The 25598-nt window shown below is 60.9% G+C and carries 28 protein-coding genes and 1 pseudogene; 19 read left to right on the forward strand and 10 right to left on the reverse strand.

What is annotated here, in order from left to right; all coding sequences use genetic code 11:
- Positions 1–134: 134 nt before the first annotated feature.
- The 19 genes and pseudogenes from NQ034_RS05960 (at position 135) to NQ034_RS06045 (ending at position 9034) form a co-directional block, all read left to right on the forward strand.
- The gene (locus tag NQ034_RS05960) at positions 135–629 is read left to right on the forward strand and encodes an endonuclease VII domain-containing protein (protein WP_257047630.1); all 495 of its coding nucleotides are present in this window, start codon (positions 135–137) and stop codon (positions 627–629) included.
- Positions 626–970 carry a hypothetical protein gene (locus tag NQ034_RS05965; protein ID WP_257047631.1) on the forward strand — a complete coding sequence of 115 codons (345 nt, stop codon included), beginning with the start codon at positions 626–628 and terminating at the stop codon, positions 968–970. The genes NQ034_RS05960 and NQ034_RS05965 overlap by 4 nt, the downstream gene beginning before the upstream one ends.
- A 380-nt stretch (positions 971–1350) precedes the next feature.
- The gene (locus NQ034_RS05970; protein ID WP_257047632.1) at positions 1351–1659 is read left to right on the forward strand and encodes a hypothetical protein; all 309 of its coding nucleotides are present in this window, start codon (positions 1351–1353) and stop codon (positions 1657–1659) included.
- A 331-nt stretch (positions 1660–1990) separates the two neighbouring features.
- The gene (locus NQ034_RS05975; protein WP_257047633.1) at positions 1991–2272 is read left to right on the forward strand and encodes a glutaredoxin family protein; all 282 of its coding nucleotides are present in this window, start codon (positions 1991–1993) and stop codon (positions 2270–2272) included.
- The gene (thyX, locus tag NQ034_RS05980; RefSeq protein WP_257047635.1) at positions 2269–2946 is read left to right on the forward strand and encodes an FAD-dependent thymidylate synthase; all 678 of its coding nucleotides are present in this window, start codon (positions 2269–2271) and stop codon (positions 2944–2946) included. Before NQ034_RS05975 ends, thyX begins: the two co-directional genes overlap by 4 nt.
- Positions 2946–3443 (forward strand): pyrophosphohydrolase domain-containing protein, encoded by a 498-nt coding sequence (locus NQ034_RS05985; protein ID WP_257047636.1) that lies wholly within the window; start codon positions 2946–2948, stop codon positions 3441–3443. The genes thyX and NQ034_RS05985 overlap by 1 nt, the downstream gene beginning before the upstream one ends.
- Positions 3430–3717, forward strand: a complete 288-nt coding sequence (locus NQ034_RS05990; protein ID WP_257047637.1) for a hypothetical protein — start codon at positions 3430–3432, stop codon at positions 3715–3717. Before NQ034_RS05985 ends, NQ034_RS05990 begins: the two co-directional genes overlap by 14 nt.
- Complete coding sequence (locus NQ034_RS05995) at positions 3695–4021, forward strand: hypothetical protein (protein WP_257047639.1); 327 nt, start codon at positions 3695–3697, stop codon at positions 4019–4021. Before NQ034_RS05990 ends, NQ034_RS05995 begins: the two co-directional genes overlap by 23 nt.
- 11 nt (positions 4022–4032) lie before the next feature.
- Positions 4033–4242 (forward strand): annotated as a pseudogene (locus tag NQ034_RS16390) (hypothetical protein); the annotation flags it as partial.
- A 25-nt stretch (positions 4243–4267) separates the two neighbouring features.
- Positions 4268–5032, forward strand: coding sequence for a toprim domain-containing protein (locus NQ034_RS06000; protein ID WP_257047640.1), 765 nt, complete (start codon positions 4268–4270; stop codon positions 5030–5032).
- Entirely contained in the window at positions 4998–5195 is a 198-nt protein-coding gene (locus tag NQ034_RS06005) for a hypothetical protein (protein ID WP_257047641.1), read from the forward strand. The genes NQ034_RS06000 and NQ034_RS06005 overlap by 35 nt, the downstream gene beginning before the upstream one ends.
- A complete protein-coding gene (locus NQ034_RS06010; protein ID WP_257047642.1) occupies positions 5182–5724 on the forward strand; it encodes an adenylate kinase family protein in 543 nt (180 codons plus the stop codon). Before NQ034_RS06005 ends, NQ034_RS06010 begins: the two co-directional genes overlap by 14 nt.
- Entirely contained in the window at positions 5714–5953 is a 240-nt protein-coding gene (locus NQ034_RS06015) for a hypothetical protein (protein ID WP_257047644.1), read from the forward strand. The genes NQ034_RS06010 and NQ034_RS06015 overlap by 11 nt, the downstream gene beginning before the upstream one ends.
- Positions 5950–6177: a hypothetical protein gene (locus tag NQ034_RS06020; protein WP_257047645.1), complete on the forward strand. Its 228-nt coding sequence runs from the start codon at positions 5950–5952 to the stop codon at positions 6175–6177. The genes NQ034_RS06015 and NQ034_RS06020 overlap by 4 nt, the downstream gene beginning before the upstream one ends.
- Positions 6167–7345 carry a hypothetical protein gene (locus NQ034_RS06025; protein ID WP_257047646.1) on the forward strand — a complete coding sequence of 393 codons (1179 nt, stop codon included), beginning with the start codon at positions 6167–6169 and terminating at the stop codon, positions 7343–7345. The genes NQ034_RS06020 and NQ034_RS06025 overlap by 11 nt, the downstream gene beginning before the upstream one ends.
- 8 nt (positions 7346–7353) lie before the next feature.
- Positions 7354–7629 carry a hypothetical protein gene (locus NQ034_RS06030; protein WP_257047647.1) on the forward strand — a complete coding sequence of 92 codons (276 nt, stop codon included), beginning with the start codon at positions 7354–7356 and terminating at the stop codon, positions 7627–7629.
- Positions 7626–8180, forward strand: a complete 555-nt coding sequence (locus NQ034_RS06035; protein ID WP_257047648.1) for a hypothetical protein — start codon at positions 7626–7628, stop codon at positions 8178–8180. Before NQ034_RS06030 ends, NQ034_RS06035 begins: the two co-directional genes overlap by 4 nt.
- Positions 8180–8596, forward strand: a complete 417-nt coding sequence (locus NQ034_RS06040) for a hypothetical protein (RefSeq protein WP_257047649.1) — start codon at positions 8180–8182, stop codon at positions 8594–8596. The genes NQ034_RS06035 and NQ034_RS06040 overlap by 1 nt, the downstream gene beginning before the upstream one ends.
- A 66-nt stretch (positions 8597–8662) precedes the next feature.
- The gene (locus NQ034_RS06045; protein WP_257047650.1) at positions 8663–9034 is read left to right on the forward strand and encodes a hypothetical protein; all 372 of its coding nucleotides are present in this window, start codon (positions 8663–8665) and stop codon (positions 9032–9034) included.
- A 63-nt stretch (positions 9035–9097) separates the two neighbouring features.
- Here NQ034_RS06045 and NQ034_RS06050 read toward each other — a convergent pair whose 3' ends face one another.
- The 10 genes from NQ034_RS06050 to NQ034_RS06095 are packed head-to-tail and all read right to left on the reverse strand — an operon-like array spanning position 9098 to position 25385.
- Complete coding sequence (locus NQ034_RS06050) at positions 9098–9526, reverse strand: hypothetical protein (protein ID WP_257047651.1); 429 nt, start codon at positions 9524–9526, stop codon at positions 9098–9100.
- Position 9527: 1 nt separating this feature from the next.
- A complete protein-coding gene (locus NQ034_RS06055) occupies positions 9528–10457 on the reverse strand; it encodes a CHAP domain-containing protein (RefSeq protein ID WP_257047652.1) in 930 nt (309 codons plus the stop codon).
- Between the two features lie 8 nt (positions 10458–10465).
- On the reverse strand, positions 10466–10771 hold the full coding sequence (locus tag NQ034_RS06060; RefSeq protein WP_257047653.1) for a hypothetical protein: 306 nt from the start codon (positions 10769–10771) through the stop codon (positions 10466–10468).
- On the reverse strand, positions 10772–11182 hold the full coding sequence (locus tag NQ034_RS06065; RefSeq protein ID WP_257047654.1) for a hypothetical protein: 411 nt from the start codon (positions 11180–11182) through the stop codon (positions 10772–10774).
- Positions 11179–11343, reverse strand: a complete 165-nt coding sequence (locus NQ034_RS06070) for a hypothetical protein (RefSeq protein WP_257047656.1) — start codon at positions 11341–11343, stop codon at positions 11179–11181. The genes NQ034_RS06065 and NQ034_RS06070 overlap by 4 nt, the downstream gene beginning before the upstream one ends.
- Before the next feature lie 14 nt (positions 11344–11357).
- The gene (locus NQ034_RS06075; RefSeq protein WP_257047657.1) at positions 11358–15689 is read right to left on the reverse strand and encodes a hypothetical protein; all 4332 of its coding nucleotides are present in this window, start codon (positions 15687–15689) and stop codon (positions 11358–11360) included.
- Positions 15690–17183 (reverse strand): hypothetical protein, encoded by a 1494-nt coding sequence (locus tag NQ034_RS06080; protein ID WP_257047658.1) that lies wholly within the window; start codon positions 17181–17183, stop codon positions 15690–15692. It lies immediately after the preceding gene.
- Positions 17184–17197: 14 nt separating this feature from the next.
- Positions 17198–18235: a hypothetical protein gene (locus tag NQ034_RS06085; protein WP_257047659.1), complete on the reverse strand. Its 1038-nt coding sequence runs from the start codon at positions 18233–18235 to the stop codon at positions 17198–17200.
- Positions 18236–18247: 12 nt separating this feature from the next.
- Complete coding sequence (locus tag NQ034_RS06090; RefSeq protein ID WP_257047660.1) at positions 18248–19186, reverse strand: hypothetical protein; 939 nt, start codon at positions 19184–19186, stop codon at positions 18248–18250.
- Entirely contained in the window at positions 19104–25385 is a 6282-nt protein-coding gene (locus tag NQ034_RS06095; RefSeq protein WP_257047661.1) for a hypothetical protein, read from the reverse strand. The genes NQ034_RS06090 and NQ034_RS06095 overlap by 83 nt, the downstream gene beginning before the upstream one ends.
- Positions 25386–25598: the final 213 nt, after the last annotated feature.

The raw sequence follows: 25598 nt of genomic DNA on the forward strand, positions 1-25598 counted from the left end.
TATCGGATTCATGTGCGGCATGATTACCGGAATCGCGGTGATGTCGTAATGACCTGGCCAGAAGTCGCGGCCATTGCCGTCGTCTGGGCGTTTCCGCTCCTGATCCTGGCGTGGATCTCTAGCGGGCGTGATTGATGCCGGCGGCCAAGAGGAAGGTCTGCAAAGACTGTGTCGAAGAGGGCATTACGACCGGGCGCCCGGCGCCCTATGCCGGGCCTCGGTGCGCGAGCCACCATAGAGCCGTCCTTAAGAAGCGCCGCGAGGCAACGCACGACAAATACATTCGAGAGACCTATGGCATTACCCAAGAGGAATACGATGCCATTCTCGAATCGCAAGGCGGCAAGTGCGCCATATGCCAGCGCGCTACCGGCGCGACCAAATGGCTAGCAGTCGACCATGACCACAAAACAGGCTACACGCGTGGTATTTGCTGTTTGACGTGTAACAAGTTCATCCTCGGCCGCAGCCGGGATGACCCCGAGGTCTTTAGGCGAGCCATAGCCTACCTCGAAAACCCTCCGGCTATCGCCGTCATCGGCGAGAGGGTCGCCCCGATATTCGGGCACGAAAAGGAAATCCAAGGCCGCCGCAAGAAGCGGTCGACCAAGCGAAGGAGAAAAGCATGAATCCCGAACAGTCCACCAAGGCAACCGAGGCCTTGACCACTTTCATCCAGGGCCTCATCAAGGATGCCGACGCTTCGACGGCGACCAAGTATGAAGCGACCCGGAAGATCCTGGCCTTCGGCGATGAAGTCAGCGATGCGACGCAGGCAGATATGCTCGAAGCGATCTTCGACCTCCCCGCATTGAAAGGCGATGAGCTCCACGAGGTCCGCACGGCAATCACGGGCGTCTTCACGGAGTACGCCACCAGGGTGAGCGAGGACTCCAAGGAGACGGTTCGCGCCATCGACTTGCTGGAGTCCATGACCAAGATGGCAGAGTTCTTCGCGAAGAATGACTGACATCGATCCGTCGACCGGCCTGCCAGAGGTGCCCGAGGGTTACTTCTGGCGGGTCGTGGAGCGCCCGATCCATGGGTGCAAAGTCCTGCTTATGCGACGCATTCGGGGCCGGTGGTATCGGCCCTGGGTAGGCGCCGAGATAGTCGAGCATGAGCATACCGAGTTCGTAACCAATGGCAGTATCAGGAGCGCAGCCGAGGGCGTGCTTAGCAGGATCGCATATAAACGCCTATGTCGAGAACTGTTCGGCGACTATCCTCCGAAGAAGCTGGGGGATTGATGGGACCGATAGGAACGGCATGCGTCATTACCGGCATCATTGCCGTAATCGCAATCGCGATTGTCTATAGCAGCTTCAAGCTCAGTGAAATGGTGGATTGATGGGTGGTGTCATTGCGTGGTGCTTCGGCGGAATCCTCATTGTTGGCTTTGCCTATGCGGCAGTGCTCGCGATCGTTTGCAGCGCGGTGTCGCTGATCGATGGCTACCGCAAGAAGCATCCACGGAAGCCGAAGGAAGATAGGCTGCAAGATCTGTCGGATGAGCAGCTCGATAAAGCCGCTCGGCGTCAGGCCGAGATGAAGACCGAACATATCGCCGGCATGCACAAAGACCAAGAGGTCTTTATGCGCGTCGACTGCGACTACTGCAAGGCGGTGTGGGATTCAGAGAATCCCCGGAAAAGATGAGGCCTTTCATATGCCTCCGAGGTTCGCCGCAGGAGGCATTACGGCAGGCACCATAAGCGCCGACCAGCTCAAGACGACGTGGGACCTCTCTGTCGATGAGGTCACAAGCTGGGTCACCTACGCCCAAAGGCCGCGTTGAATTACCGGCGGCGAAAGAAGATCGACTACGGCCCGCTGATCGAGCGGCTTAGTCGAGAAGAGACGGAGCGCCTGGCGAGGCGTGTAGCCGAAGAGCTGGACATCTCGCCGGGCCTCCCGTTCGATTCGCTGAAGAAGCGGATCTATCACACCAACAGCGGACAGCTAGAAGACCTCTATGAAAGGGAAATGCTTGAACGACAAGCTGAAGACGAATACTGGGGTTGACGACGACCAGAAGGCGGCGATCACCGTCTTCTCCAAGCCGAACTGCCAGCAGTGTTGGGCGACGAAGAAGAAGCTCGACCTCCTGGGCGCGGCGTACACCTCGGTCGACGTCACCGAGGACGAGGAGGCCATGAGCTTCGTCAAGGAGCTGGGATACCAGCAGTTGCCTGTCGTCTATGCCGACATCGACGGCGTCATTCGCCACTTCGGCGGATATCAGCCCGAGGCATTGGCGGTGCTGGCGTGACGTTGCCCTGGACCGAAGGCCAGATCAGGGCCGACTACGTCAACCACTGGGGCTCGGACGATTCGATCGCCCAGGCAGCGCGGGTGTCAACCAAAGGCATCGACGGCAACGACGCCGGTAAGACGTCGGGGCTGGTCAAGCGACTGTGGAAGGACGGCCATGTCTCGTGCTTCGAGCATTGCGGCATGACGTTCCAGATATCGTGCCCGATCCCGATGGCGGCGCAGATCATGCGCCACCGGTCGTGGAGCTTCAACTCAGTCTCGGGCCGGTACACCGAGCTCAAGCCTGTCTTCCATATCCCTAGCCTTGGCGATCCTATCGTCGAGTCGGGATCGAAGCCCATGGACTACGGGCGCAAGCCCGCGAGCCTCGACCAGTACACGCGGTTCGTCGGCGACCTGGCCGACGTCTATGGCTATGCCTGGGAGAAGTACGAGGCGGCCATCCGCAGCGGCATCTCGCGGGAAGAGGCGCGGTTCCTCTTGCCGCAGGGCATCTTCACGGAGTTCTGGGCGACCGGAAACCTCCGATCGATCTTCCACTTCCTTGACCAGCGCCTTGATCCGCACGCTCAGTTCGAGACGCGGATTGTGGCAAGCGATATCGAATGGGAAGTATCGAAGCATTTCCCCATCGCCCACAGGGCGTGGGCCGAAGCGAAGGAGGAGTAATGACGATGGTCAAGGGTTACGTCGAGGCCGCGCGCAAGTTCGCGCTGGCCTCGGGCCAGGCGTGCGAGACGACGCCGGTCATGCCGACGCCCGCTGATGGCGGGCTGGCTATGGAGCTGGTCGAAGAGGAGTACGACGAGGTCCTGGCTGCGATCGAGAAGATCGACAGCTATGCCTACGAAGAGCGGAAGGGCATGACCTTCTATGAAGGTTGCCCGGCGCCGCATATCCCGGTCGCTCCTCATCTCCATGCCGAGCTGGCGGACGGGATCGCCGATCTGATCTTTGTCCTGATCCGCGCCGCTCAGACGTTCGGCATCGACATCGAGGCTGTGTGCGACACGGTCGCATCGTCAAACCTGTCGAAGATCAATCCGGATACCGGCGAGGTCCCGAAGCGGGACGACGGCAAGGTCCTCAAGGGGCCTCAGTGGATCGACGACAAGCCACTTATTCTCAGCATCATTCAGGAAGGAATCAGGCATGGCAGTAATTGATCGGAGCGCTATCGGCGCCGAGCTCGAAGGCGATCTCTATGGTCTTCAGCTCTACCTGGAGAAGTTCGGCCTGAAGGGGCCGGACTTGAGGGCGTCGATGGCCTCGGGCTGGTGGATCTACGACCAGGCCTATGCCGCTGGTCTATTCGAAGAGACCAGCTTGGAGGATATGAGCGATGGGGAGCTGGCCGATGAGGCCAGGGCCATCAAGATCGAGCAGCAGCGACGCATCGACAAGAAGCAGGATCGGAGTGACATTGCGAACGAGAAGTGAACTGGTAACCGCACGGGATGTCCTCGACGTCATCGCAGAGTATGCGGCTATCGCGTCGGCGGGGGAGACCGAGCTGGCGCAGTACATCTACGGCTTTAGCGCCGGCCTTGACTGGGCTATTGACGGCGACGATGAGCAGACCGTGATCCAGTCGATAAACGGCAAGTTCGTCGAGTCCAAGCCGACCTGCCCGCCCGAGACCAGAGCGGCCAAGCCAGACTGGGGCGCGATCGACAACCGTATAGCCAAGGATGCGTCGAAGCTTGACGGCGACGACATCAACGGCTCGTTCTTCACGGCATAGCCGGACTGGCCGTGGAACACAGTGAGAAGCCGTCGATCATCGACGTCTTGGAGTATTACGGATGCCACGGTCTGGTTGATACATGTGGCGGATGGCGGAAACTGATATGCCCACTACCTGGGCATGAGGAAACGAACCCATCCGCCACGTATAACTCCGATTTCAACGCCGTGCATTGCTTCGGCTGTAATCGGAGTGCCGACTCGTGGGGACTAATCATGATGAGGGAGGGCCTAGATTTCTCTGGTGCCGTCGAGTTCGCGGAAGAAACGTTTGGCTTCAGCCGCGAATCGCTTCCACAGAAACCTGTTCAGGCCGGAAAGCCTGAGCGCATACGAATATTGGACCGGGGAAAGTCGCGGCCTGAGCGACGAAACGATTCGTCGGTTCATGCTGGGCGTCGTCGGGTCCGACGACCGCGAATACGGTGACAAGGCCGGGTGGCTGACGATCCCGTACATCACGGTCACGGGCATCGTCGACATACGCTTCCGGCGCCCGCCGGAAAGCGAGAGCAAGGCCAAGTACAAATCGCTCCCTGGATCTACGCCGCGTCTCTTCAATGCGACGGCGACATTGAATCCGAGCGACACGATCTTCGTGGCCGAGGGTGAAGGCGATGCCATGGTCCTGGCGCAATGCGGGCTAAACGCCGTAGGCGTTCCCGGTGCCAGTAACTGGTCACGGAAATTCGCATTGACCCTGGCCGGGTTCAAGGACGTGTGTATCTGCCGCGATAACGACGCGGCCGGCGAAAAGCTGGCCGGGAATATCGCCAAGGATATTGAGGCGTCACGGACGGTCGTCTTTGACGAGAAAGATGTCACCGATTTTTACCTGGCACATGGCCGCGAGGCTTTGCTCGAAAAGCTTAAGCCCGAAGAAGACGAAGGAGATGATGACTACGACGAATATGGCTATGCCGAAGAAGCCGACACACAAGCTGAAGATTTCGATTGGGAACCTGTCGAAGGGTTTGAAGGGGACGCTGAGGATCAAGGACCTCAATGAGGACGGCGTGGAGCATGAAAGCTTCGGGCCGGTATACGGCGACAAGGCCCTGATCTTCGAGCCCATCCTCGAAGATATCGAGGATGAAGCGACGAGGGAAATGATCGCCGAGTATGGCGGCTTCATGGTAGAGACGAACGAGGTCGTCATTGACAAGCGATAAGGAGACTACGTTCGTCGGAGTCGCCGGGCTCAAGGGCTCGGGCAAGACGACGTTTGGCAAGATCCTCGCCGACAAGATCCACGTCCCTGTCATGCACCTGGCCGATCCGATCAAGAAGATCGTTCGCGATGCCAACCCCGGCTCTAGCCAGGGCCTGCTGCTGTCGTCGTGCGACGACGATCTGGAAGCTAAGCGGCTGCACGACCGCTACCGGCCGAGCCTCATCGCCGTCGGCGAAGGCATCCGGGAATACTGCCCCGACTTCTGGGTCCAATGCCTGATCCATGACGCCGAAGGCGCGGACATCGTCATCGTCCCCGATGTCCGACTGCCGGTCGAGGCCGGACTCATGGACGTCATCGTCTATGTCGAGCGGCCGGGCGTCGTATCCGATGGCTCGGATACAGAGCGGGACATGAGCCGATACGCGTCAATGACCGTCTACAACGACGGAACGCTACGCGACCTTGAGCGCAAAGCCGCTGAGGTCATTAACGAATTAGGACTGAAGGAGCGAGTTGTCTTTTAACCCGGAAGCCTTTGAGAAGGCCCTCAATGATGCGCCGCGTCGCGGTATGCACCCGATCGATGCGCTGCTGCTCGACCTCGACGGTGACGACAGGACATTCGTCGAGATGATCCTGCGAGACAAGACCGTGTATACGGCAGGGGCCGTGGCCGACGCATTGACTGCGGCTGGCGCCAGGGGAATCGGTCGCCAGCAGGTCAAATCATGGAGGGAAAGGGAGTGCCGATGAGCACGTCGGAGACATCATCATCACTAACCGTCGGAGGATTCGGGACGCTGCTCGGCCTAGTCCTGGCGCTGTGCATCCTGCTCGGCGCCCCGGCATGGGCGACGACCATATTCGCGTGGCTCATCGTCGGCCTCTCGGCCGTCGGTCTCCTCATCATCATCGTCGGACTCGGCATCGTGACGACGGTGCTAACGCTTAACGGGAGGAGCAAGCGTGGCAATTGATTTCGACAAGCTTCAGGACAGTCTCGCGGGAGCGGGCGGCGGTTACAGAACGGTGGCAGAAGGTGGTGAAGGGGAAATTGACACCCCGAGGTTCCCATCGCCCGTCACTGACTTCGACGGTATCCTCCGGGAAGCCGGTTTCGATCCAGCTGAGTACGAGCTCGCATCGACACCGAGGGTGTCGACCTGGGATGCTCAGACGCCGGAGGGCCTCAAGCGTCTTTACTCGTACCGCATCTCAGTGCGGAAGATCATCGACGGCATTGCCGAGGATGACATCGAGGCGGCGCGGCTCCGCATCCAGAACCGCGAACTGCCGCCGGTCTTCTTTATGGGCGACACCGACCTCCCCGAGGTCTCGGCCGTGGTCAACATGGCCGACGCCCAGATCGCCAAGAGTGAAGGCGGTGGCATCTCCGGGCTGACAGACCGCATCCTCAACGGCCTGGAGAATATCCAGGCCTGGCTGGACCGTTGCCGGTTGAGCTACAACGTCTCCGAGCTGATCCTCGTCAACAACGGTGACGTCCTGGAGAACATCGCAGGCAACTACGCCTCACAGCAGTTCACGGTCGAAGGGAATCTGCGACAGCAGATGAACTATGCCCTGGACTTCTGGGATCTGTATGCCTCGGAGTTGCTGCCGCAGTTCGAGCGCAAACAGTTCGTCACCGTCCTCTCTAATCACGGGGAGCTTGGCCGGCTAGGCACGGCCAAGAACCAGACGTCCGACTCCGACAACGCCGACGCCTTCTTGGCGGAAGCGTTGAAGCGGATCTACAAGGACAAGCCCGGCCTCGACGATATCCAATGGACGATCCCTCGCGACGAGATGAACGTCTATACAGAGACGGCAACCGGCGTCAAGCTCGCGTTCTGCCATGGCCACAAGATCAAGGGCTCGGACGCTCACGGCTTCGAGACCTGGCTCAACGGCCAACAGCGCGGAGACATCCGCGCCTGGGAGGCCGACATCTGGGTCACGGCTCATCGGCACAATTTCCAGGCATGGGACCTTGGGTCCTGCTCCGTCTTCCAGTGCCCGTCGCTGGACGGCGGCAGCAAGTGGTTCAAGGACTCGACCGGGCGGTATTCGCAATCGGGCATGATCGGCTTCCTTGCCGGCCAGCACACCAAGACAAAATGGAGCGATCTTGCGTTCCTGTAGGAGGACCCATGGATAACACGCATATCGACATCGCGAGCAATGCCGAGATCATGGTCGACAGCCAGCACCTGGCGATCTTCCGCCTGCCCGAGATGCCGAACCTGACGTTTGCAGCAATCAACCTCGACGAGAACGACGACCCCAGGGGCGTCGACCCTGAGGACGTCGGCTTTATCTGCGCTGAGGTCCTGCACGCCGAGGACGGATTCGTCCTCGCGACCGTCGTCGATCTCGGCGAGATCAAGGGCGTCTTGAGCCGCCTGAACTTCGAGGTGACCGAGTGACTGCCGTCGAATACGACGAGGACGACTTTAATGTCGACAAGGCCATCGGCTATGCCTGCCATCTAGCTCATGCCGATCAGTGCGACACGGCCGAAGCTGAAGACATTGGCCAAATGGTCTGGGTCAAGTACCTCGAATCAGGGTGGCATCGCTACCCGGTCGGCAAGCAGATCTACCTCATTCGCCGCGAAGCGCGCGAAGCCATGAGGCGCGAGGCTGATGACTACCGCCGGTTCTCTGGCGGGTACAGCAACACGCCTCGGACGGTCGGGATCGTCTTAGCCTCGGCCGAGTGGGCCGTCATCGATGGCGAGCCTCGACTCTGCGAGTCGGAGCGGTTTGACAAGGCGTTCCTCGACTGCACCAAGCGACAGCGCCGAGCGCTGTTCAAGCGGTACACCGAAGGCTCTGAGGACATGACCCACGCCGAGGAGCTGGCGGCCTCTGCCGGCCGCGAGCATATGTCCTATGTCCTCGACCTACCGTCGTTCGGACGCGTCGAAGACGCGATGGTCTATGAGGTAGTCACGACAATCAAGGAGGCAGCCTAGTGGCAATCGGGCCATACTCATACATCCTCTGGTATCTCAAGCCCGAGGAGCTCGAATGGATCAATGGCATGTTCGAAGATCGCGGCTATGACCTGACGTTCTTCGATGCAAACGACTGGTCGGATGGCGACATTGAGATCATCACCAAAGGCGAGGGCTTGCCCATGATTGTCATGGGCGAAGAGCGCGGACTGGGTGGCTTCAGGAAGAAGCGCTTCCCGATCCGCAAGAAGGCCGACGTCATGGAGGTCATCACCCTCCTCGACGAAGTCGACGTCTGGGCGTCGACCGATGGCATCCGTGAGCTCATGGAGGAACGGCCGCTTGGCAACGATGCAATCAACGCCAAGCGAACCAGCGTAGGGGAGTGGATGTCGGAGTCTAACTACGGAGTTAATCACTCTGATAACAGGTAGAATATGCCTCAGCAGTAGCCCTCGGAGCTTCGGCTCCGGGGGCGTTGTTGTATTCAGAGGGGGATAATGAAGAAGCTAGTGTCCGCCGGGATCGCCCTATCCCTGCTAGTCCTTGGAGGCTGTGGCTCGAAGCATGATGGAATCATCAGGTATCGAGTATCGACGTCGATGTTTGACGCGAACATCTCGTACAGCGTCCCTGACGGGGAGTACAAGAAGACGACCATGAGGTCGTACTTAAAGGACGAGAACGCCCTTGTGATGCAATGGCGTGCGGGCCGCAACGGATACGCAAAGCCGTTCGTCACGGCCGAAGGCGTCGGACGGAACGGATACAAGACCCCGAACGCCGACATGCTGTGCCAGATTCTCGATGGGAACAACAATGTCCTGGTCGAGCATAAGGATAAGGGTATGTGCGCGGTGGTCTTGGAATGACAAAAGCCCCTAGCTAGAAACCCGTCAAGGGAATCCGGCTAGGGGCTTTCTTTGTTTACGGCCTCAGTGGCGCGGCCCGGACTGAAGCATCTGGTCGAGCGCGGCCTGGGCATGGATGCGATCGGCATCCGTCTCGGGCATGTCAGTCTCGCCTCCGACCGTGTTATCGGCTTCGGGTGGCTCGTCGTCACTGACGACGTCGTCGTCCTTATCATCGAAGGTATGGCCCGGCTCATCATCATCGTCATCGACCGGAGCCTGCGGCTCGTTGCCGGTGATCGGCTGATCCGTCGGCGTGTGAGCCGTAGCCTGGACATGGAAGATGCCAGACAGGTATCCGACGACAGCGGTAGCGATAAGGAACCACTGCGGCTGAGCGCCATCGACGGCAAAGACCGTCGAGCATACACCGAGGGCGATTGTCGCGACGGTCAGGATGACGTAGGACCACTGCCGCACGACGGGCGGCAGGCGGGTAATGTCTAGGGTCAAATCAGACTCCAACCTTGTAGGTGGCGTCAATGATCTTGACGCCGGAAACGTGAGCGAGGGCCTGGACGCGGAGACGCATGTCCTTGCCCTTGGCCGGGGCCACTCCGAGGTGGTCCCAGACGGTTGACTTGCCGAATGTCTTGCCGGCTGTTCCGATGATCTCCTCGGACGGGTAGATGTAGCGCGTCTTGGTCTTGACGCCCTTCTTGTATTCGACAAGGATGAACCGGACCGCAATCTCTTTGCCCGCAGGCAGGCCCTCAGCCGTCAGGGTCACATGCCCCATGAGGTCCTGGCCCTTCTTGAGGCCGGAGGCCATCGAGGCGTCGTTCTTGTCGTTGATCGGCAGCGTCGCCCACTTGCTCTTGGGCAGCGGAACGTCCTTAGTCCGCTTGCCGACGTTCTTCAGTGTCAATCCGAGAACCCCTCCCGAGCTCGACGATGAGCTCGCGGTAGATGTCGATGTCTTTGGATACTTGGGGCGACCAAAGCCGCCGCGAGGTCCGGTCGAGGACCTGTGCTTGAGCATGACGCGGCCGCCCGTGCGGCCGCCGGCCTTGTCGGTGTTGCCCTCCCAGGCATCCCACGACCCGTCCTTGTAAACCTTCGACACCCAGCCGACATGGCTGATACGGCCCAGTCCGGCCAAATCGTAATAGACCATGTCGCCCACTTTGGGGGAGTGGTGCCACTGGCCGCGCGCCTTGAACCAGGCCGCGCCCGACGGGGTGTAAGCATGCTTTGGGACGACCGAAGTCGGGACACCTGCCTGGTGCATGACCCAGCTCGCGTAGATGGCGCACCAGGCGACGCCGTTCATCGGATACCACTTGCCATACTTGGTCAGGTTCGATCCGAACGGGGTCTCGTGGTAGCCGTTCTGGCCCTCGTGGACCTTTCTGATTTCTGTGATCGCCGACAGGCGAATCACCTCTCTATCTATTCCTTCCCGGCCTCTCCGGCCGGAGGCCCTGCCGGGAAGCGGGATGCCATGTCGGGGTGAGCCCTGACGACCTCGACCCACAGCGCGACGTAGTGGTCGCGGTACCACGCCTCGGAGCGCTGCGTCTCGCGCAGCTCATCGACGGCCAGCATCCGCAGGTCCTTGTACTGTTCGACGGCGCGGTCTTCCTTGACGAATCCGGCTGAGCGCCAGTCCTTGATGAGGTTCCAGAGGCCTACGACGAGTACGCCGAGGCCACCACCGGCAGCCCATTGCATGACGGCTACCAGATCGATTTGCATCTATCCCCCCTTGACTTCGGGGGCTATCTCCCTGATCGCATCCTCGGCCGGCTTGAGCCTGTGCCATCGCTCAAAAGCCCAGACGGTAAACGCTGTATAGATGGCGACACCACCTCCCCGTGACCACGTCACGGGGTAGTCGAGCATGAGGAAGAGCTGGCTGAGCGACAAGATGATGCCGGCTACGGCGACCATGAAGACGCCGTAGCGTTCGACTTGGACATAGCTTGACAGGACTCCGCCGGCGGAGATGAGGCCGCCTGCCGCAAAGACGATGCCATACAGCAGCGACAGCCAGTCGCCGCCGTAGACGTGAGCTGATGACATCGGCGGGAAGAGGATGTACCAGATGCCTGCCAAGATGAATAGCACCGAGCCGATCATCTTGAACCATTTACTCAGGCTCCTCACTGAGCCACCTCATCACCAGCCTTGGGCTCGGCCTTGAGCTGCTCCAGCTCGGCCTGGACGGCCTCTAGCTGCACTTCGAGCTGAGCCTGCCGTTCGCGGAGCTGAATGTTCTCCTGGAGGTACGAGGCGTACAGCTTCTTGATGATCTCGTTCTGATCCAAAGTCTCTTCTTTCGTCAGGCCGCGAGAGCGGCCACTTTGTCTTCGAGCGCGGCAATCTGGTCGCGCTGCTTGCGGATGATGGGGATGAGGAGCGGTGCGATGCGGTCGTAGGACAGGCCCTCGACGTCGCCGTCCTCGCCGCGCTGGACCAGCAGCTCCAGGCCGGCATCGGCAAAGTCATCGGCAATAGCACCGACATACCGGGGGGGCGGCCCGATGCGCCGGGGGATATCGGTGTGCTTGTCGTCGGTCAAGGTACCGTCAGCCATGCAATGGAGCATGGCTTCGTAGTCCTCTGCTTCGGCCTTGTCGGTCCAAGTCTTCGGCTCGATCGACAGGAGCGCATCCTCGTACGAGTCGAGCTCGATCGACTGCTCGTCGAGCTTGTACTTGCGCGCCGAGGTGCGGCGGCCGAGCGTGCCTGCCGACGTGATACACAGATCTGACTGACCAGAGTAGGTGCGGCTGTAGATACTGGCTGACCAGATGCGCGGCTTGCCGTCGGCACCGACGCAGAACTCGGTACCGGAGGTGCCATTACCCATAAGTCGAAGAGTCCTGTTCGGCCCCTGCGCGCCAATGGCGAAATCGCCGTCAGGGATGCCTGTGGGCGAGCCGATCCACCCTCGATAATCCGACCCCATATAGTAGCGAGTGAAGATCGAGTTGGCATTGCCAGAGTTGCAGATGGCATCGAAGACGGTGGTCGAACGGGATTCGATGCTGACACGATCCTGCGTCATCGTCGTAATTCCATCGGACGCTGAGGTGAAGTCTATGACCGCGCTAAAGCTATCGAGTCGAGAAGCGCCGACCCGAGCCGACGATCTCCCCCAGAGCTCTGCGCTACCATTCCTTACGGTGACCCTGCCCGCCTCGCCCTCGTGTTCGTTATAGGCGACCAGGCTTGCGTACGGGGTGCTTTCATAGACTCCGCGTGCCTGTATGTACAGGGCCGCGCGATCCTTTTCCCGGCAAGACGTAGTGGCCTGTATGCCATCCCCGTCCATCAGGATTCCAGTCGCAGTGGAATCGCCTTCCTTGTCGGTCTGACTGTCCTCGTTATATCCGATGAACTTACCCCAGGAGCGAATGGCGATGTCGCCATCCGGGTTAAAGGTAATGGAGCCCTTCGCCTCTCCTGCCGAGGAGAACGGCCCGAGGATCGTCGCCTCGCATGACTTGGTTGATGACCCGGGGCTCTTCTTGCCCCAGATGCTGTAGATGGACAGGTTGTTCCCGGTCGTCAGGTCGCCCATCCTAATCCCAGCCCCCTCGCCTTGCGTCCACCCCATGTCAAGGCCGTCGAAGAGGTTGTTATCGATGGCAACGGTCCGCGTCTTCGAGCGGGATGAGTAAAGCGTGCCAACCATCTCCACACCACCCGTGGCCTGGTCGATGGAGAAGGTCGTCTTGGCGTCCTTGTCGAAGGCGATAAGACCCTGAGGGTTCAGCTCGATGCGAGGGAAGCCGGAGTTCGTCCGGATCGTCGATCCGGTAATGGTCTTGCCATTGAGCGAGTCGGCCGACAGGACGTTGGCCGTGACAGCACCAGCAGCAAGCTGCTCAGTCGCGATCGTATTGGCCCGGATGCGCTTGCCGTCCATCTGGCCGGCGGTGATCTTGCCGGCGTCGATCGAACCGATAATGCCCGACTCGGCGGTAATGGCTCCGGCCTTGATGTGCTCGGTCGTCACCGACCCTGGGGCGATGAGAGTCGAGCCGACGCCGCGCTCGACGCGATACGAGCCGTAGTACCACACCGCGTCTTGCGGGTCTGTGGCTACGCCGTCCGGGTAGTAGATCGTTAGGCGTGGTGAAATCAGGTGGGTGTCGGCCCTAACCTTGTATAGCCCGCCAACCTCGACCCACTTCTTAAGCGGCATATCCTTGGGGTTGATCCTGCCACCCAAGAGGTTGCTCATCGCGCCCTGATTCCCGATGTATCCGGGGTACTCGTAGACGCGCATGTCGACCATACTGAAGTTTCCGACCGTAGAAGCATCTAGATAGACCCAGACGGAGATCCAATACGTCTCGCCAGGAGTGACTGGGATCATGGCGGAACTACTGGACACGAGTCCATAGATTGACGTGTTTCCCGTTCCTGGGACAGATTTGTGCTTGGCCGAATACTTCTCGCCAGGGGCAGGATTCGACGTCTGCACTGTCATGTAAGAGCTGCCGCGCCAAGGCTCGGGGATGCCTGCGTTATCTTTGCCAACAGTCTCGGGTGTCATTGGCGTGGCGATATTGGTCCCGCCCAACAGTACCTTGTCGGCAGTAATACTGCCGGCCTTGATCCTCGCCGCATCGACATAGCCACTCGTCAATACGCCGGCGTTCAGGCTTTTGACGATGCCCGATTCTGCCGTGATCGCGCCTGCCGCGATCTTCTCCGTCGTGATAGCGCCGGGCTCGATAAGGGTCGAGCCGACTGCCTTGCGGACCATGACGTTACGGACCTTGAGCCCTGCCGCTACGATGTCTTGACGATTCGCGGAGACGATGCCCAGGCGGTACGACTTGTCGTCCCGACTAGACCATGCAGGCGGTACCGTCATCGTCAGCGAGTAGTTCGCTGTCGGTCCGGGCGCAATCGTCATGTAACTGGTCCCCGCCGAGGCATGGCCGGAGGCGGAGCCGTCCGGTCCCTCCGGATAGACCCACATCACGACTCGCAGAGACACCTTAACGTCCACAGTGGCGTCAAAGTTGATGCTGATTTGGTCGCCCGGCTTGAAGGGATTCGACGGTACGCGGTCTACGATGAACAGGTATTGGCTGCCGCCAACTCCGGTGGATGCCAGGTACCGGACTCCCTGGGACTCGGTTACGGTGACCCGTCCGTCCGTGCCGACATATGGAACGGTCGGATCGTAGGTCGCATAGTTCTGGGTGTCGCCCAGCAACACCTTGTCGGCAGTAATACTGCCGGCCTTGATGCGCCCGGCGTCGAGATAGCCGGACTGGATCTTGCCGGCATCGAGGTTCGGGATCGATACCGGATCGAGCTTCTGCTCGGTCCACTTCGACCCGTCGTACTGCCAGAAGCCGATGATCTGCTGGCCGCTCGTCTTATACCAGGTATCGCCCTTGACCTTGCCGGCAGGCTGTGCCGCCTGCCAGTAGATCGTCGTGCCGTCAGGCCGCTTCTCGATCTTGTCGACGGCCTTAGCCAGATCGGCCTGAGCCTTCTCGACCGCATTGACGCGCTCGTCGGCAAAGGTCAGCCAGTTCGATCCGTCCCAGCGGAACGACGCCGTAATGTCGTTGCCCTTGGTCTGATACCAGACATCGCCGGGCTTGCCCTTGTAGTCGGCAGGCGGAGCCGCCGGGTCCCAGGTGATGACGTTGCCGTTGCCGTCGACGACGATGTTCTGGAGGTCCTCCTCTAGCGAGGCCACAGCATCGGCGACATCCTGGATGCGCTCGTCGCGAGCCGAGACGAACTCGCCCTTCGACTCGTCATAGATGTTCGGCATGTTCTCTGGGCCGAACCAGATGTCGCCGTCGTTAAGGACGGCGTCTTCAGGCGGTTCGTCGCCGTAGTAGACGTTGTTCTTGCCGTTGGCCGAGACCATGGCTTCGTCGGCCTTGAGCCATGTGCCCATGAGCTCCGCTGAAATGTCAGCGACGGTAACCGAGACCGTCGCAATCTCAGAGGCCGCAGACTCCTGCTTGTCGTGGCCGACGGCTACAAGCCACACCTCGTAGGTGCCGCGAGAAGAGACCGGGCCTACCGCAAAGGAGCCACCATGCGTCGAAGCCGCCAGGACTCCGACGAAGGTATCGGAGTCAGCGGATGCCGATACCGGTGACTCGTCGTCGCCATCATCCAGATCGTCAACCCAGGTGTCATCCTCGCCATCGATCGGCTCATCGTCGGCTTGACTAGCGGGCAGCTCATTGCCTTCATCGTCGTAGTCAGGCGCTTCGGCCGGAGCTGAAGATCCCGCCACGAGCCGGGCGTGGATCTCTAGGTGGTTGACGTTCTCGGTGGCGTTGACGTCGATCAGCGGCTCGCCCGAATCTTCAGTGCCATCGTCTTCGATGACCGATGCGCCATCGGCGTAGCGCCCATCCCACTGGACGTTGAAGACGCCGACACCTTCGGTCAATACCGGCGCCGTCGGCACCGGGGGAGGGGGCAGTGGTGCTCGCTGCTCGACGGCGATAGCCCCGCCGACGCCTGGGCCGAGTGATCCCAGATCGTTGCCGTCATCATCGACGAACGTCAGGTTTCCGTTGATCTTGCCCGACGTCAACTGCGGCGTATTGGCCATGCCCTTGACCAGTTGTTCTAGGTCGTAGATCTGGCGTGCCAGATCGGCGGTACTTCCCATCTATTCCTCTCCGATGATGGACAGAGTCACAGTGACCAGCTCCGTTGCCGGTTCGACCGCGATGGCCTCGACCAACGCCCACTGGTCGACAGCCAGGCCGCGGCGGTCCCATGACCGATAGCGGACCTCATCGCCGACGTCATAGGTTCCGAACTTGGCGTCGTCGTGGTTGATGATTTTGATTTCCTTGACCTGCGTCCGGGCCGAGTAGACCGAGGCCAGGGTCCGAGCCCGGGCTTGTCGCGCGCTAGACGTGCGCAGCGTTTTGTCGGTGTGCGTAAACGTGCGGTGAAGGCCCATCTTGCGGCCCGTATTAACTGGCTGGTCGTTGGTCCAGTAGACGTCCCCGTCGGGGCCATCACCGGCGCCCTGGACGGTGATGCGGGTAGCTCCACCGAACTCGCGAGTCGTGATAGTCGGGAGAACCATGACGTTCTCGCCGTCGATGAACTCGACCGAGGTATTGCGGCGAACCTTGCCGGCGAAGAAGCGATAGCGGTGATCGGCGTGAGTCGAGCCGATGTTGTAATGCTCGATCTTGTAGAGCGCTCCGGCCTGCTCGCCGAGCGAGGTGATGATCGACCCGAGGTCTAGCGTCTCGCGGCGGTTGAGGATGACCTCGGCGCTCTTCCGCGTCTCCTCGTTCTGCTTGTTCAGGTTCTTGATCGAAGTCTCATTCGACTTCCACTTAGCGTGGGCCTCTTGCCACTTCTTCTTCGGACCCTTGAGCCAGGCCTTATGGCTGGAGTCGTAGGCCTTCTTGTCCTTGTGGTATTTATCGACGGCCTTGTCGTAGCCCTTCTTCCACTTCTGCCACGCGGCGTCCTTCTTCTTGTAGGCCTTGACGGCCTTGTCGAAGGCGGCCTTCGACTTGTAGTCGGACCGTGTCGGGTATCGGAAGTTCCGCTTCTTGTATGTCGGGTACTTGGGCTTGGCCTTAGATTCCTTAGGCTCTTTCGGCTCGGGGTAGTGAGCCGGCACGGCCTTGATCTGACCCGGCTCCGGGTTGCCGACGCGAGGGAACGAGCCATTGAACGCCGGCGCCGCGAGGCCGGCGTTCGGACCCTCCTGCGCATAGATACCGGAGTCCCAGCCAGCCGAGGGAGGCCGGTCCTGAGCGACGGCGCGCATGGCCGTCTCGAACGTAATATTGCGGTAGCGAACAGGGGAGTATTCCCATGGCTGGCCGGCCATATAGCCGCCCCATCCGACGCAGTCGATCGTCACCGAGTAGCCGTCATCCGAGATGTCGGCGATAAGGAAGGCGTCGATGAACGAGCCATCGACGTAGACGTAGATGCCCGTCGCCCATTCCTGAAGGACGGGCAGGCCGTTGTGATTCTTCATGGAGGCGTACTCGGCAGGGAGCTTTCCCGTCAACCGCCCGACGCCCAGCTCACGAATGAACTGAACGTCGGAGATCGGAAGATCGGGATGGAGTAGCTCCTGGTCGCCGGCGCCCTTTTGCCAATAGGCAACGTAGCTGGCTTGCACTCAGGCTTCCTTAGCTATTCAGCATCATTCTGGTCGCTCGTCTCCGGGTCTTCGATGAAGAGGATGCGGGTCGTCAAGCCAGAAACTGCGTCCATGCTGCACACTTTTGACTTGGCGTTGGCACTGTCGTTGATGCCAGCCTTATATGCAAACGTCACTGTCTTGCCCTTGATCTTGGCCGGCACGGCCTTGTCGTCAGCCAGCAACCAATTAGTCCGATAGGCCGCAGACTTCTCGGCCACGTCGTAACCGAAATACTGCGTGGCGAACTCCCACTGCTGGCGGTTGGGCCAAGAATGGTCGCCCTTATATTCCGTGCCGAACTCGATCCAGAACTGCCCCCACGACGACTGACCTCCATTGCAAGAGACCGATAGCCACTTGGACTCGATGATCATGCGAGATGCCCACGAGGGCACATCGACAGTGAACGTGTTGGGCGATCCGTTTCCGCCGGGGAAGTATTCCCCGCCGGACCCCATGCGCGACGTCAGGAAGGACTCGCTACCACTATCGGAGGCGACGCGAGGTCGCGCGTGGACTAGCTCAAGCCTGCGCGGGGATACCATCTCGCGCAGGTCGGTAATCATGGCATTCGTAATCGCCGACGTATTCGCCGGGACCTTAATCGAGGCCAGGATCAGCCTCGGGTGGGCTCCAGTCCTCGACGTCGAGACGCCGAACTTGTTATACGGACCGGCCTTCGGATTCGCCGGCGCCGAGCCGGCGTATTGCGGATCGTTGATCTCGACGTAGACGTACTGCGTCACCGCCGATGACCCGTTGTTGGCCGGGACCGCTACGGTCGTCCGGGCCGCCGACCTGACGGCATACGACTGCTGTGTCGCGCCGGCGTAGGTTGACTCAATGACGCCGCCGCCGGGGTAGACGTAGACGCTGCCCGATGGGGTGCCCAGCGCCTTGACGCTGAAGTCGGTCTTGGCCGAAATGCCGGTGCGGCCTCCAGTAGCATTCCAGAGTAGCTGCCGGGCCGACTCGGCCGAGTGTTCGGCCGGCGACCCAATGAACCACGGCACGGGATCGAGTGCCATAGGCCTCCTTGATTAAAGTGTGTAGTGGGCCGGATTCCACCAGAACTCGCAGCGAGCAAGACCGGTTGAATCGTTAATGCCGAAGGTGATTTCGCATGACTTGGATGCCGGCAGGCGCACGCCCTTGAGGCGTGAGCGCGGGCTCATGCGCGATAGCTGATTGGCGCCGTTGTACGTCGCCGTCCCTAGACGGGAGTCGACGTTGAGGTACTTGCCCCCAGCTAGTGATAGGCCGGGGAAGCTGTACTTGTGGCCGTCGATCGAGAACCATGGATCAGAGCCGGGTCCGTAGACCCGGACGACGAATACGGCCGGAGCTTCTCCGCCGGTGTCTTCGATAACCCCCTGGCGAACGCCCCCGGTTCCGCCGACGGTCAGCGGTTCGAGCAAAGGCTCCTTGAGGCCGACCGACAAAGGGGGCGCCGAGTTGAGCGTCTGCGTCTTTGACGCGCCGCTATAGATGATGGGATCGGCCAGGACGAAATCGGCCTGTGCCGTGGCGTAGCCATTGACGATCGTCCTCGTCGGGTTGCAGGCAAAGCGTCGTGGACGGCCATAGACCGTCCGCTCTTCGCCGGCGAGATTGAACTTCAGCGCGGTCAGCGCGCCGGCCTTCTTGGCTGTCGTTTCGTTGCGCCAGGCGGCCTTGAGGGAGGCCACGTTATTCATGACCTCCCTCTCGGTCGAGCCTAGGCATGCGAAGGTAAACGTCCATGTCGGACCGCGGTAGAAGTCGACACCCATATAGGTGTCGTTGAATACCGGGTTCGGCAGATCGGACGTCTCGACATCGTCAGTGCCAGGATCGAAATCCTGGACGAAGACGTTCGAGGTGTCGCTAGCCGTGAAGCCGTTAATGCTGAGCGCGTCAATGCTGAGCGCCAGTTCGGCCCCCTCGTCGTAGGTGCTTGAGATTGAACATGATGTCGTCCGAGACTTCAGATGCGACATCGGGCTTGAGCGTCTGGACCGTCAGGTTGTAGGTGTCGCCACCGGCCTGACTCGTCTGGACCTGCTCACGATCCCGGGCCTTTGAGTAGCGGCCGCCGAAGCGGGCCGCGACATCGGACAGGATGTCCTCGGACCTGGAGCGCTTAGCCTTGGCCAGCGGGATGTAGGCTTCACCGCCAGTCTCCGCCTCGGCCCATACGCGCATGGCGCCGGCCGGCGCAATCTGCGCGACGTGATTCTCCGCCATGAAGCGATGCCGAGGGTTGATCCCCATCGGCGATGCCGGCAGGCGAATGCCGCCGTCCTTGTAGAAGTCGAGGACGCCGCCGTTAGCCATGGGCTTCTTGCCCGTGGTCCGGTAGTGCGCGGTGATCGTCACCGACTTGCCGTGGACGCTGCTGATCGCTCGCGACAGCGACTGGACATTGCCCGTGCCGCTGACGTGAGCTGAGACATTGACGCTCTTGCCCCTGAGCTTCTTGATGGCCGAGTCGAGCTTTCCGGTCTCGGGCGTACCCTTGACTGTGGCCTTGACATTGACCGACTTGCCCTTGAGCTTCGTGATGGAAGCGTGGAGCTTATCGGCTGGAGTATGGGATGCGATCTTGGCCTGGACCGAAACCGACTTCGACTTGACCCTGCCAATAGCCTTGGTCAAAGCATTGACCGGTCCGGCCGACCCGGCCTTGACGGAGACCTTGACGGCCTTCGACTTGACCTGGGCGATTGCGGCCCTGGCCGCAGTCACGGCACCGGTGCCGCTGACGGCAATCCTGATCGTCGCCACCTGGCCGGCGATGGCGCTCATGGCGCCCTCGACCGAGTGGACGATCGCGGTTGCGTTGTCGACGGCACTCAGCGTTCCGGTGTAGTTGCCCTGAATGCCTTCCATTGCGCCCTTGGCGTTGGCTGCCGGGCCGGATGCTCCGTCATTGGCGAACAGGTTTGCGACCCACGAACCGACGATGCCGCCCAGTGATTGCTGGGCGTTGTTTGCGGCCGGCGTGGCCTGATCGTTGGCCGTGATGTTCGCGGAGTAGTCGCCATTGACCAGGGCCTTGAGGTTGTTCTGGGCGTCCTGGCCAATCTCGGAAGCATTGTCGATGGCATTCAAGACCGCAGTCTTGTCTCCCTGGACGAAGGCCTTCATGATCGCATCGGCATGCTCTGCCGTCGGCGACGCATTATCGATGGCCTTCAGCATGGCTTCGTAGCTCTTGTTGTTGAAGCCGTTGTCAAGCAGGGCGCGAACCCTGTCGACGATACCGGTCGCATCATCCCTGGCGCCCAGGTGGGCCAGGTATTCTTTGGCTGCGAGCTGCTCCAGGTCGGTGTCGATCTTGCCCTTCATCTCGACGACTTGACCGTCATCGAGCGTGACCTTGATCGTGTTGGCCGAAGCGGAAGAAGCCATATTGAGGAGGGCTTCCTGGATGTCAGCCGTCGTCTGGTAGACGGCTGAGCCGTCTACCGCGATCGGGATCGTCTCGGGCGCGTTGGCCAGTGACGAGACCTTGTTGGCGAACGCGTCCAGGTCGGCATCAGCCTTGGCCGAGTCGAGCACGAGGTCGACGGCATCGGGCTTGATGTTCAGCGCGTCGGCGATCTCGCTGGCCTTCGACTTCGAGATGCCAGTCATCTCGGTCAGGTTGTCGACGAAGTCCTTGCGAACGGTTTGCATCTGGGTCTTGGCCGCAGCCATGCCCGCATCCCCGCCGCCGGCGTTATTGAACGCCTTGGCGACCGACTCCATCGCCGGCTGCACCTGCTGGCGCAGGATGCCGTAGAGCTGCCTGGACGATTCCTTGGTCATATCGAACTGACCGTTGGTATCGAGCAAGCCCTTGGCGACCGTTGCCATCGAGGTCTTCTGCGAGCCGGCCCAGGCCTTGAGCTGGCCCTGCGCCTGCGACAGTGACACCTGGTAGTTGTATGCCGCGTCCTGGGCGGACAGGGTATGACCGCTCAGCGTATCGAGCATGCCGATCATCTGATCGCCACTCAATGTCGCGCTAGACCACGACTCCTTGAATGCGGTCCACTGGCCCGAGGCGTTGGCCGCAGCGGTATCACTAATGTGCAGCGCGTCTGCAACAGCGGAGATCTGACTCGATGCCTGCTCGTGATTCTCGCCGGCCTTCTTGACGTCACGGCCGACAGCCTCAAGGGCTGCGCCGTACTCGTCTAGCTTGCCGCCGCCTTCGCGATTGATCGTCTGGTAGTAGTCGTTGGTCTTCTGCTGGACTTCCTTGATGGCGTCGGCATTACCTTCGTATGCCTTGGTCATCGTGTCCTGAGAAACTCCGACCAGCTTGGCCACGTCGTAAGCATTCTTGCCGGTCTTGGCTATACCAATCGCATGCTTATCTTCGGTGGCCGTCTGAACGGCTAGCGCCCGCGTCTGGTCGGTCGTAGCACCGGTGACCTGATTCAGCGTGCCCTTGTATGCCTCGAACTTCTCCTTGGCATCAGCGACATGCTGAGCGTAGATGCCGATGCCTGCTGCCGCAGCTCCGATGGCGATGCCTGCCGGCCCGCCAAGAGCTCCAACAAGAGCGCCGCCGGCAATCTTGGCCAGACCACCGACTGCGGTAGTCGCAGTCTTAGCGCCGGAAGCAATACCCTTCAGTCCACCGGCGAACTTCGACGGAATCTTCAGCGACGAGAACGACTTCGACACCTGAGTGCCGACCGTCTTGAATGGCTTGGCTGCGGTCGTGCCGACTTTGCTGACCTGGCGCTGAGTCGTCGTGACCCACGATCCGATCGTCGCCGAAGCACGATCGAGGCCGGGCTTGATCTTCTCGGAGATCTTGCTGGTCGCGCCGGAGATGCCTGAGGCGATTGACGCCCCGAATCCCTTGGCCTTCGAGCCGATGCCGCTCGTGAACGAGATCGAGTTCGACAGGGTCGACGAGATACTCTGGCCCCACCGCTGGAAGTCGCGGCGAGCCCGAGGTAGTGACCGATCGAGGTCGGCGGCAATGTCAGGCGCTAGGCGCCTGAAGGCCTTGCGTGATCCGTCGACGGCGACCTTCAGGTCGTCCCTGAGGTATCGGCCGAGCTGGCGGAAGCCAGTTCGGGAATCCGCAACAGCGCGGCCCATCTCACCGGCACCATGGCCGATCCTGGTAAACCCGTCGTAGACCTTGCTCAGGTTTCCGCCCAGGTTCATCTGGCGATCGAGGTACTCGAACGCTGCGCCCGTCTTCGTCAGGCTCCCGCCGAGCCCCTTGGCTAGGCGCTGCGTGTCGTTGATGGCTTGACCGAAGGTCAGCATGCCGGCACGGTAGAGTCCGACTCGCTTACCCTGCTCGCGGAGGATCTTCTGATTCTCGCGAGTGGCCTTGCCGAAGGCCGTGGTCTCAGGGATCAGCTTGCTCTTCAGCGTCTCGTGCATGGCACGCAGATGCGGCATGGCAACAGCAAAGCCGGTCAGGCCTAGGACTGCGGCCTTGATCGGATCGGGCAGCTTGTTGTAGGTCGACAGCATTCCCGAGCCGGCGTCGACGACCTTGTCGAGCGCCGACAGGCCGATGTCGGAGACGCCCTGGACGACGTCACCGAAGTCCTGGAAGAAGTCGATCAGCGGATCGCGGAGCTTGCCCAGCGAGTCGTCGACGAACTTCGTCAGGCGGTTGAATGTCGGAGCCAGCGACTCTAGATCGGCGGCGGCGATCTGCGCGACATCGCCAATGACGTTGCCGATGTGACCGAAGCTAGGCTCCATCTTCTGCGTCGCCCGCTCGATGTCGCCGAGGGCCGTCAGGATTCCTGACTGGAAGCGCGGCGCCGTGAAGGCGACCGCGAAGTCACGAGCCAGATGCGATGCGATCTTGCCGGTCGAAATGGCCGCGGCCTTAATGTTGGCCCCGGAGTCGACGATGACATTGCCCAGGATCGCCAGGCCCTTCGACGCCTCCTTGGCTCCTTCGATGGCGCCAGAGAAGATGTCGGTCATAAAGGTCTGCGCGCGGGCCGACTTCATTGCCTGCCCGACGCGCTCGGTCGCATCGGCGAACTGCGTCAGCGTCGGTCCGCCGGCGGCGAGGGCTGCATCGGCGACAGCACTGAACGATGTCGCAACACCGCCGACGACCCGCCCGAGATCCTTGAACCCCTGGCCGGCCGACTCGATCCAGCGATCGAGCTCGCCGCTCTTGGCGGCCTGGTCGACCCAAGACTCAAAGCGCTGGGCGACCCCGTCGATCTCGTGGGCGAGCTTCGGCAGATACTTGCTACCGACCTGACCCATCTTCAGGAAGCCGCGCAGGGCCGGCTTGATAGCCTGCCCCAGAATGCCGACGGCCTCGGCGGAATGGTCCATGATCTCGCCGAACTGGCCGCTCTTCGAAGAGTCGTTCAGCGTATCCCAGAAGCCCTTCCAGGCCTTGCCCAGGGACTTGGCCATAGGCACAAGGGTCTTGGTCTTCTGGAGCTGATCGACGAAGCCCGACATTGACTGGCCGGCTTCGTCCCAGAAGGTGTTATTGATCTGCTTCGACAGGCCTTCCCAGGCCTTGGTCAGAGCTTCGGCTTCCTTCTTCATGGAGCCCGTCAGGGCTGCCATCTTGTCCTTGTCGCCAAGGGCGTCGAAGAGGCCGGAGACAGCTGACTGGAATACAGTCATGGCGCCGGCGCCGGCGAGGATGACGGCAGGTGCCATGGCGGCACTGCCCCTCGCGATGTCGGCGATACCTCGCCCGACGGAGAAGACCGAAGCTGCGGCCGCGCCGGCAGCATTGCCGATGGCGCCGATGGCGCCGGCAACGACCGTGCCGCGAATAGCGACGGTGTCGATCGACCTGGCCAGGTTCTCTAGTCCGGTGACGAACTGGGTCATAGCGTCATAGCCATTGAAGGACTTGACTAGGTCCTTGATGATCGTGCCCGACTTGCCAGCGATGGCCAGGTGAATCGGCTTCTCGGCCGGCTTAGTCAGCCAGGCAAGCTGAAGCTTGGCCGCCGTGTCGTCGAGCTTGACCTTGACGTGCGCAGTCTTGCGCTCGATGTAGCTGACGGTCTTATCGGCCTTGGCCTTGATCGCTTCAAGCTCGCGGGCGATGCGAGCGTTGTCCTCGGCCTGGAGGGTCTGGAAGTCGACCTCGCCACGGAGGCCCTCCCAACCAGACTTGACGCGCTTGAGGCGCTGGAGTCTAGTCTCGTATTCCTTGAGGGCGACGTTGTACTTCTCGGTCCCTTCGACGAGGCCGTCTAGCGTCCGCTTTAGCTCGGGCGCATTCATGTCGCCCAGCGACCGGGAGAACTCGTCGACGTCATCCTTGAGCTTTTCGAGGCGCTCATTGTCGTCGATCTGTAGCTGGATCGCCAGGGTCTTGCGGTCCTGGTCGGGGATCTTCTCCCACTCGCGCCGGAAGCGCTCGGCCTCGATGTAGGCCCGAGCCCAGTGGTCGGCGTTATCGCCGAGTGCATTCTTGAAGTCGTTGCGACCAACCTCTGCGAGAGTGTCGCGCATATGCTCCATGAGGCCGGTTGCGTTCTCGGTCTCGTATCCGATCTCCCGCATGGCCCGAACGACGGGCTTGAAGTTCGTCTTGGAGATATAGGCGTTGGTCGCCCTGACCTGCTTGCCCCAGTTAATGTAGTCGCGCAGGTACTTCGACCGCGCCGACTGTCGTCGGCCATTGTAGAGAAGCTGGAGCTGATCCAGGTTCTCCTTGAGGCGGCGGTCGCTCGACTCCATCTCGTCGACCATCTTGGCGATCGACTTCATGTTGGCCAGCCACACGCCATTGCGACCCTTGAGGCCGGACGTCAGGCCGGCCTCGCCGGGATTCTTGTTGAACTTCTTGAAGGCCTTCTCGGAGTCCTTGACGAAGTTGTCGAGCATCTGCTTGTTCATCCGCTCCATGGCATTTACTTCCTTGCCATAGTCGGAGCGCATCTTGCGCGCCGATGCGGTGAACTGCTTGATGCCACGGCCTCCGTTGAAGCCGTAGTCGAAGGTTGAATTGAAGGTGCCGGCGAGATCTTCCATCTCGCGCTGCATCTGCTTCTTGTGAGCCTTGAGCTGTCGCGCGAACTGGTCGTTATCGACCTCGGGCGACAGCTTGACCGGATAGCCCTTGTCGTCGGCGCCGGCCATCTGCCGGCGGATCTGACGCTCGGCCTCTGGCCTAAACCCCTTGGCTTCAGGGCGGACCCTGACGCCGACGGCGCCAATGATACGTAGTGCCAAATTACCTACCCTGCTTGTGCGAAGAACGCCGCCACTTCGTACAGCGAAGGCGGGTGCTTCTTTGGCTCTGACCGGGTGCCAGGGTCAGTGATCGCGGTAAACTCGGGCTCCTTTCCCTTCTCCCAATTGAGGCCGCCGATAGCATGGAGCTGAGTCCAGTTGTAAAGGCCGGCGAGCATTTGGTTCGTAAAGGACGTCGACGCCCATAGCGGC

This window comes from Brevibacterium moorei (assembly GCF_024580735.1).
Taxonomy (GTDB): domain Bacteria; phylum Actinomycetota; class Actinomycetes; order Actinomycetales; family Brevibacteriaceae; genus Brevibacterium; species Brevibacterium moorei.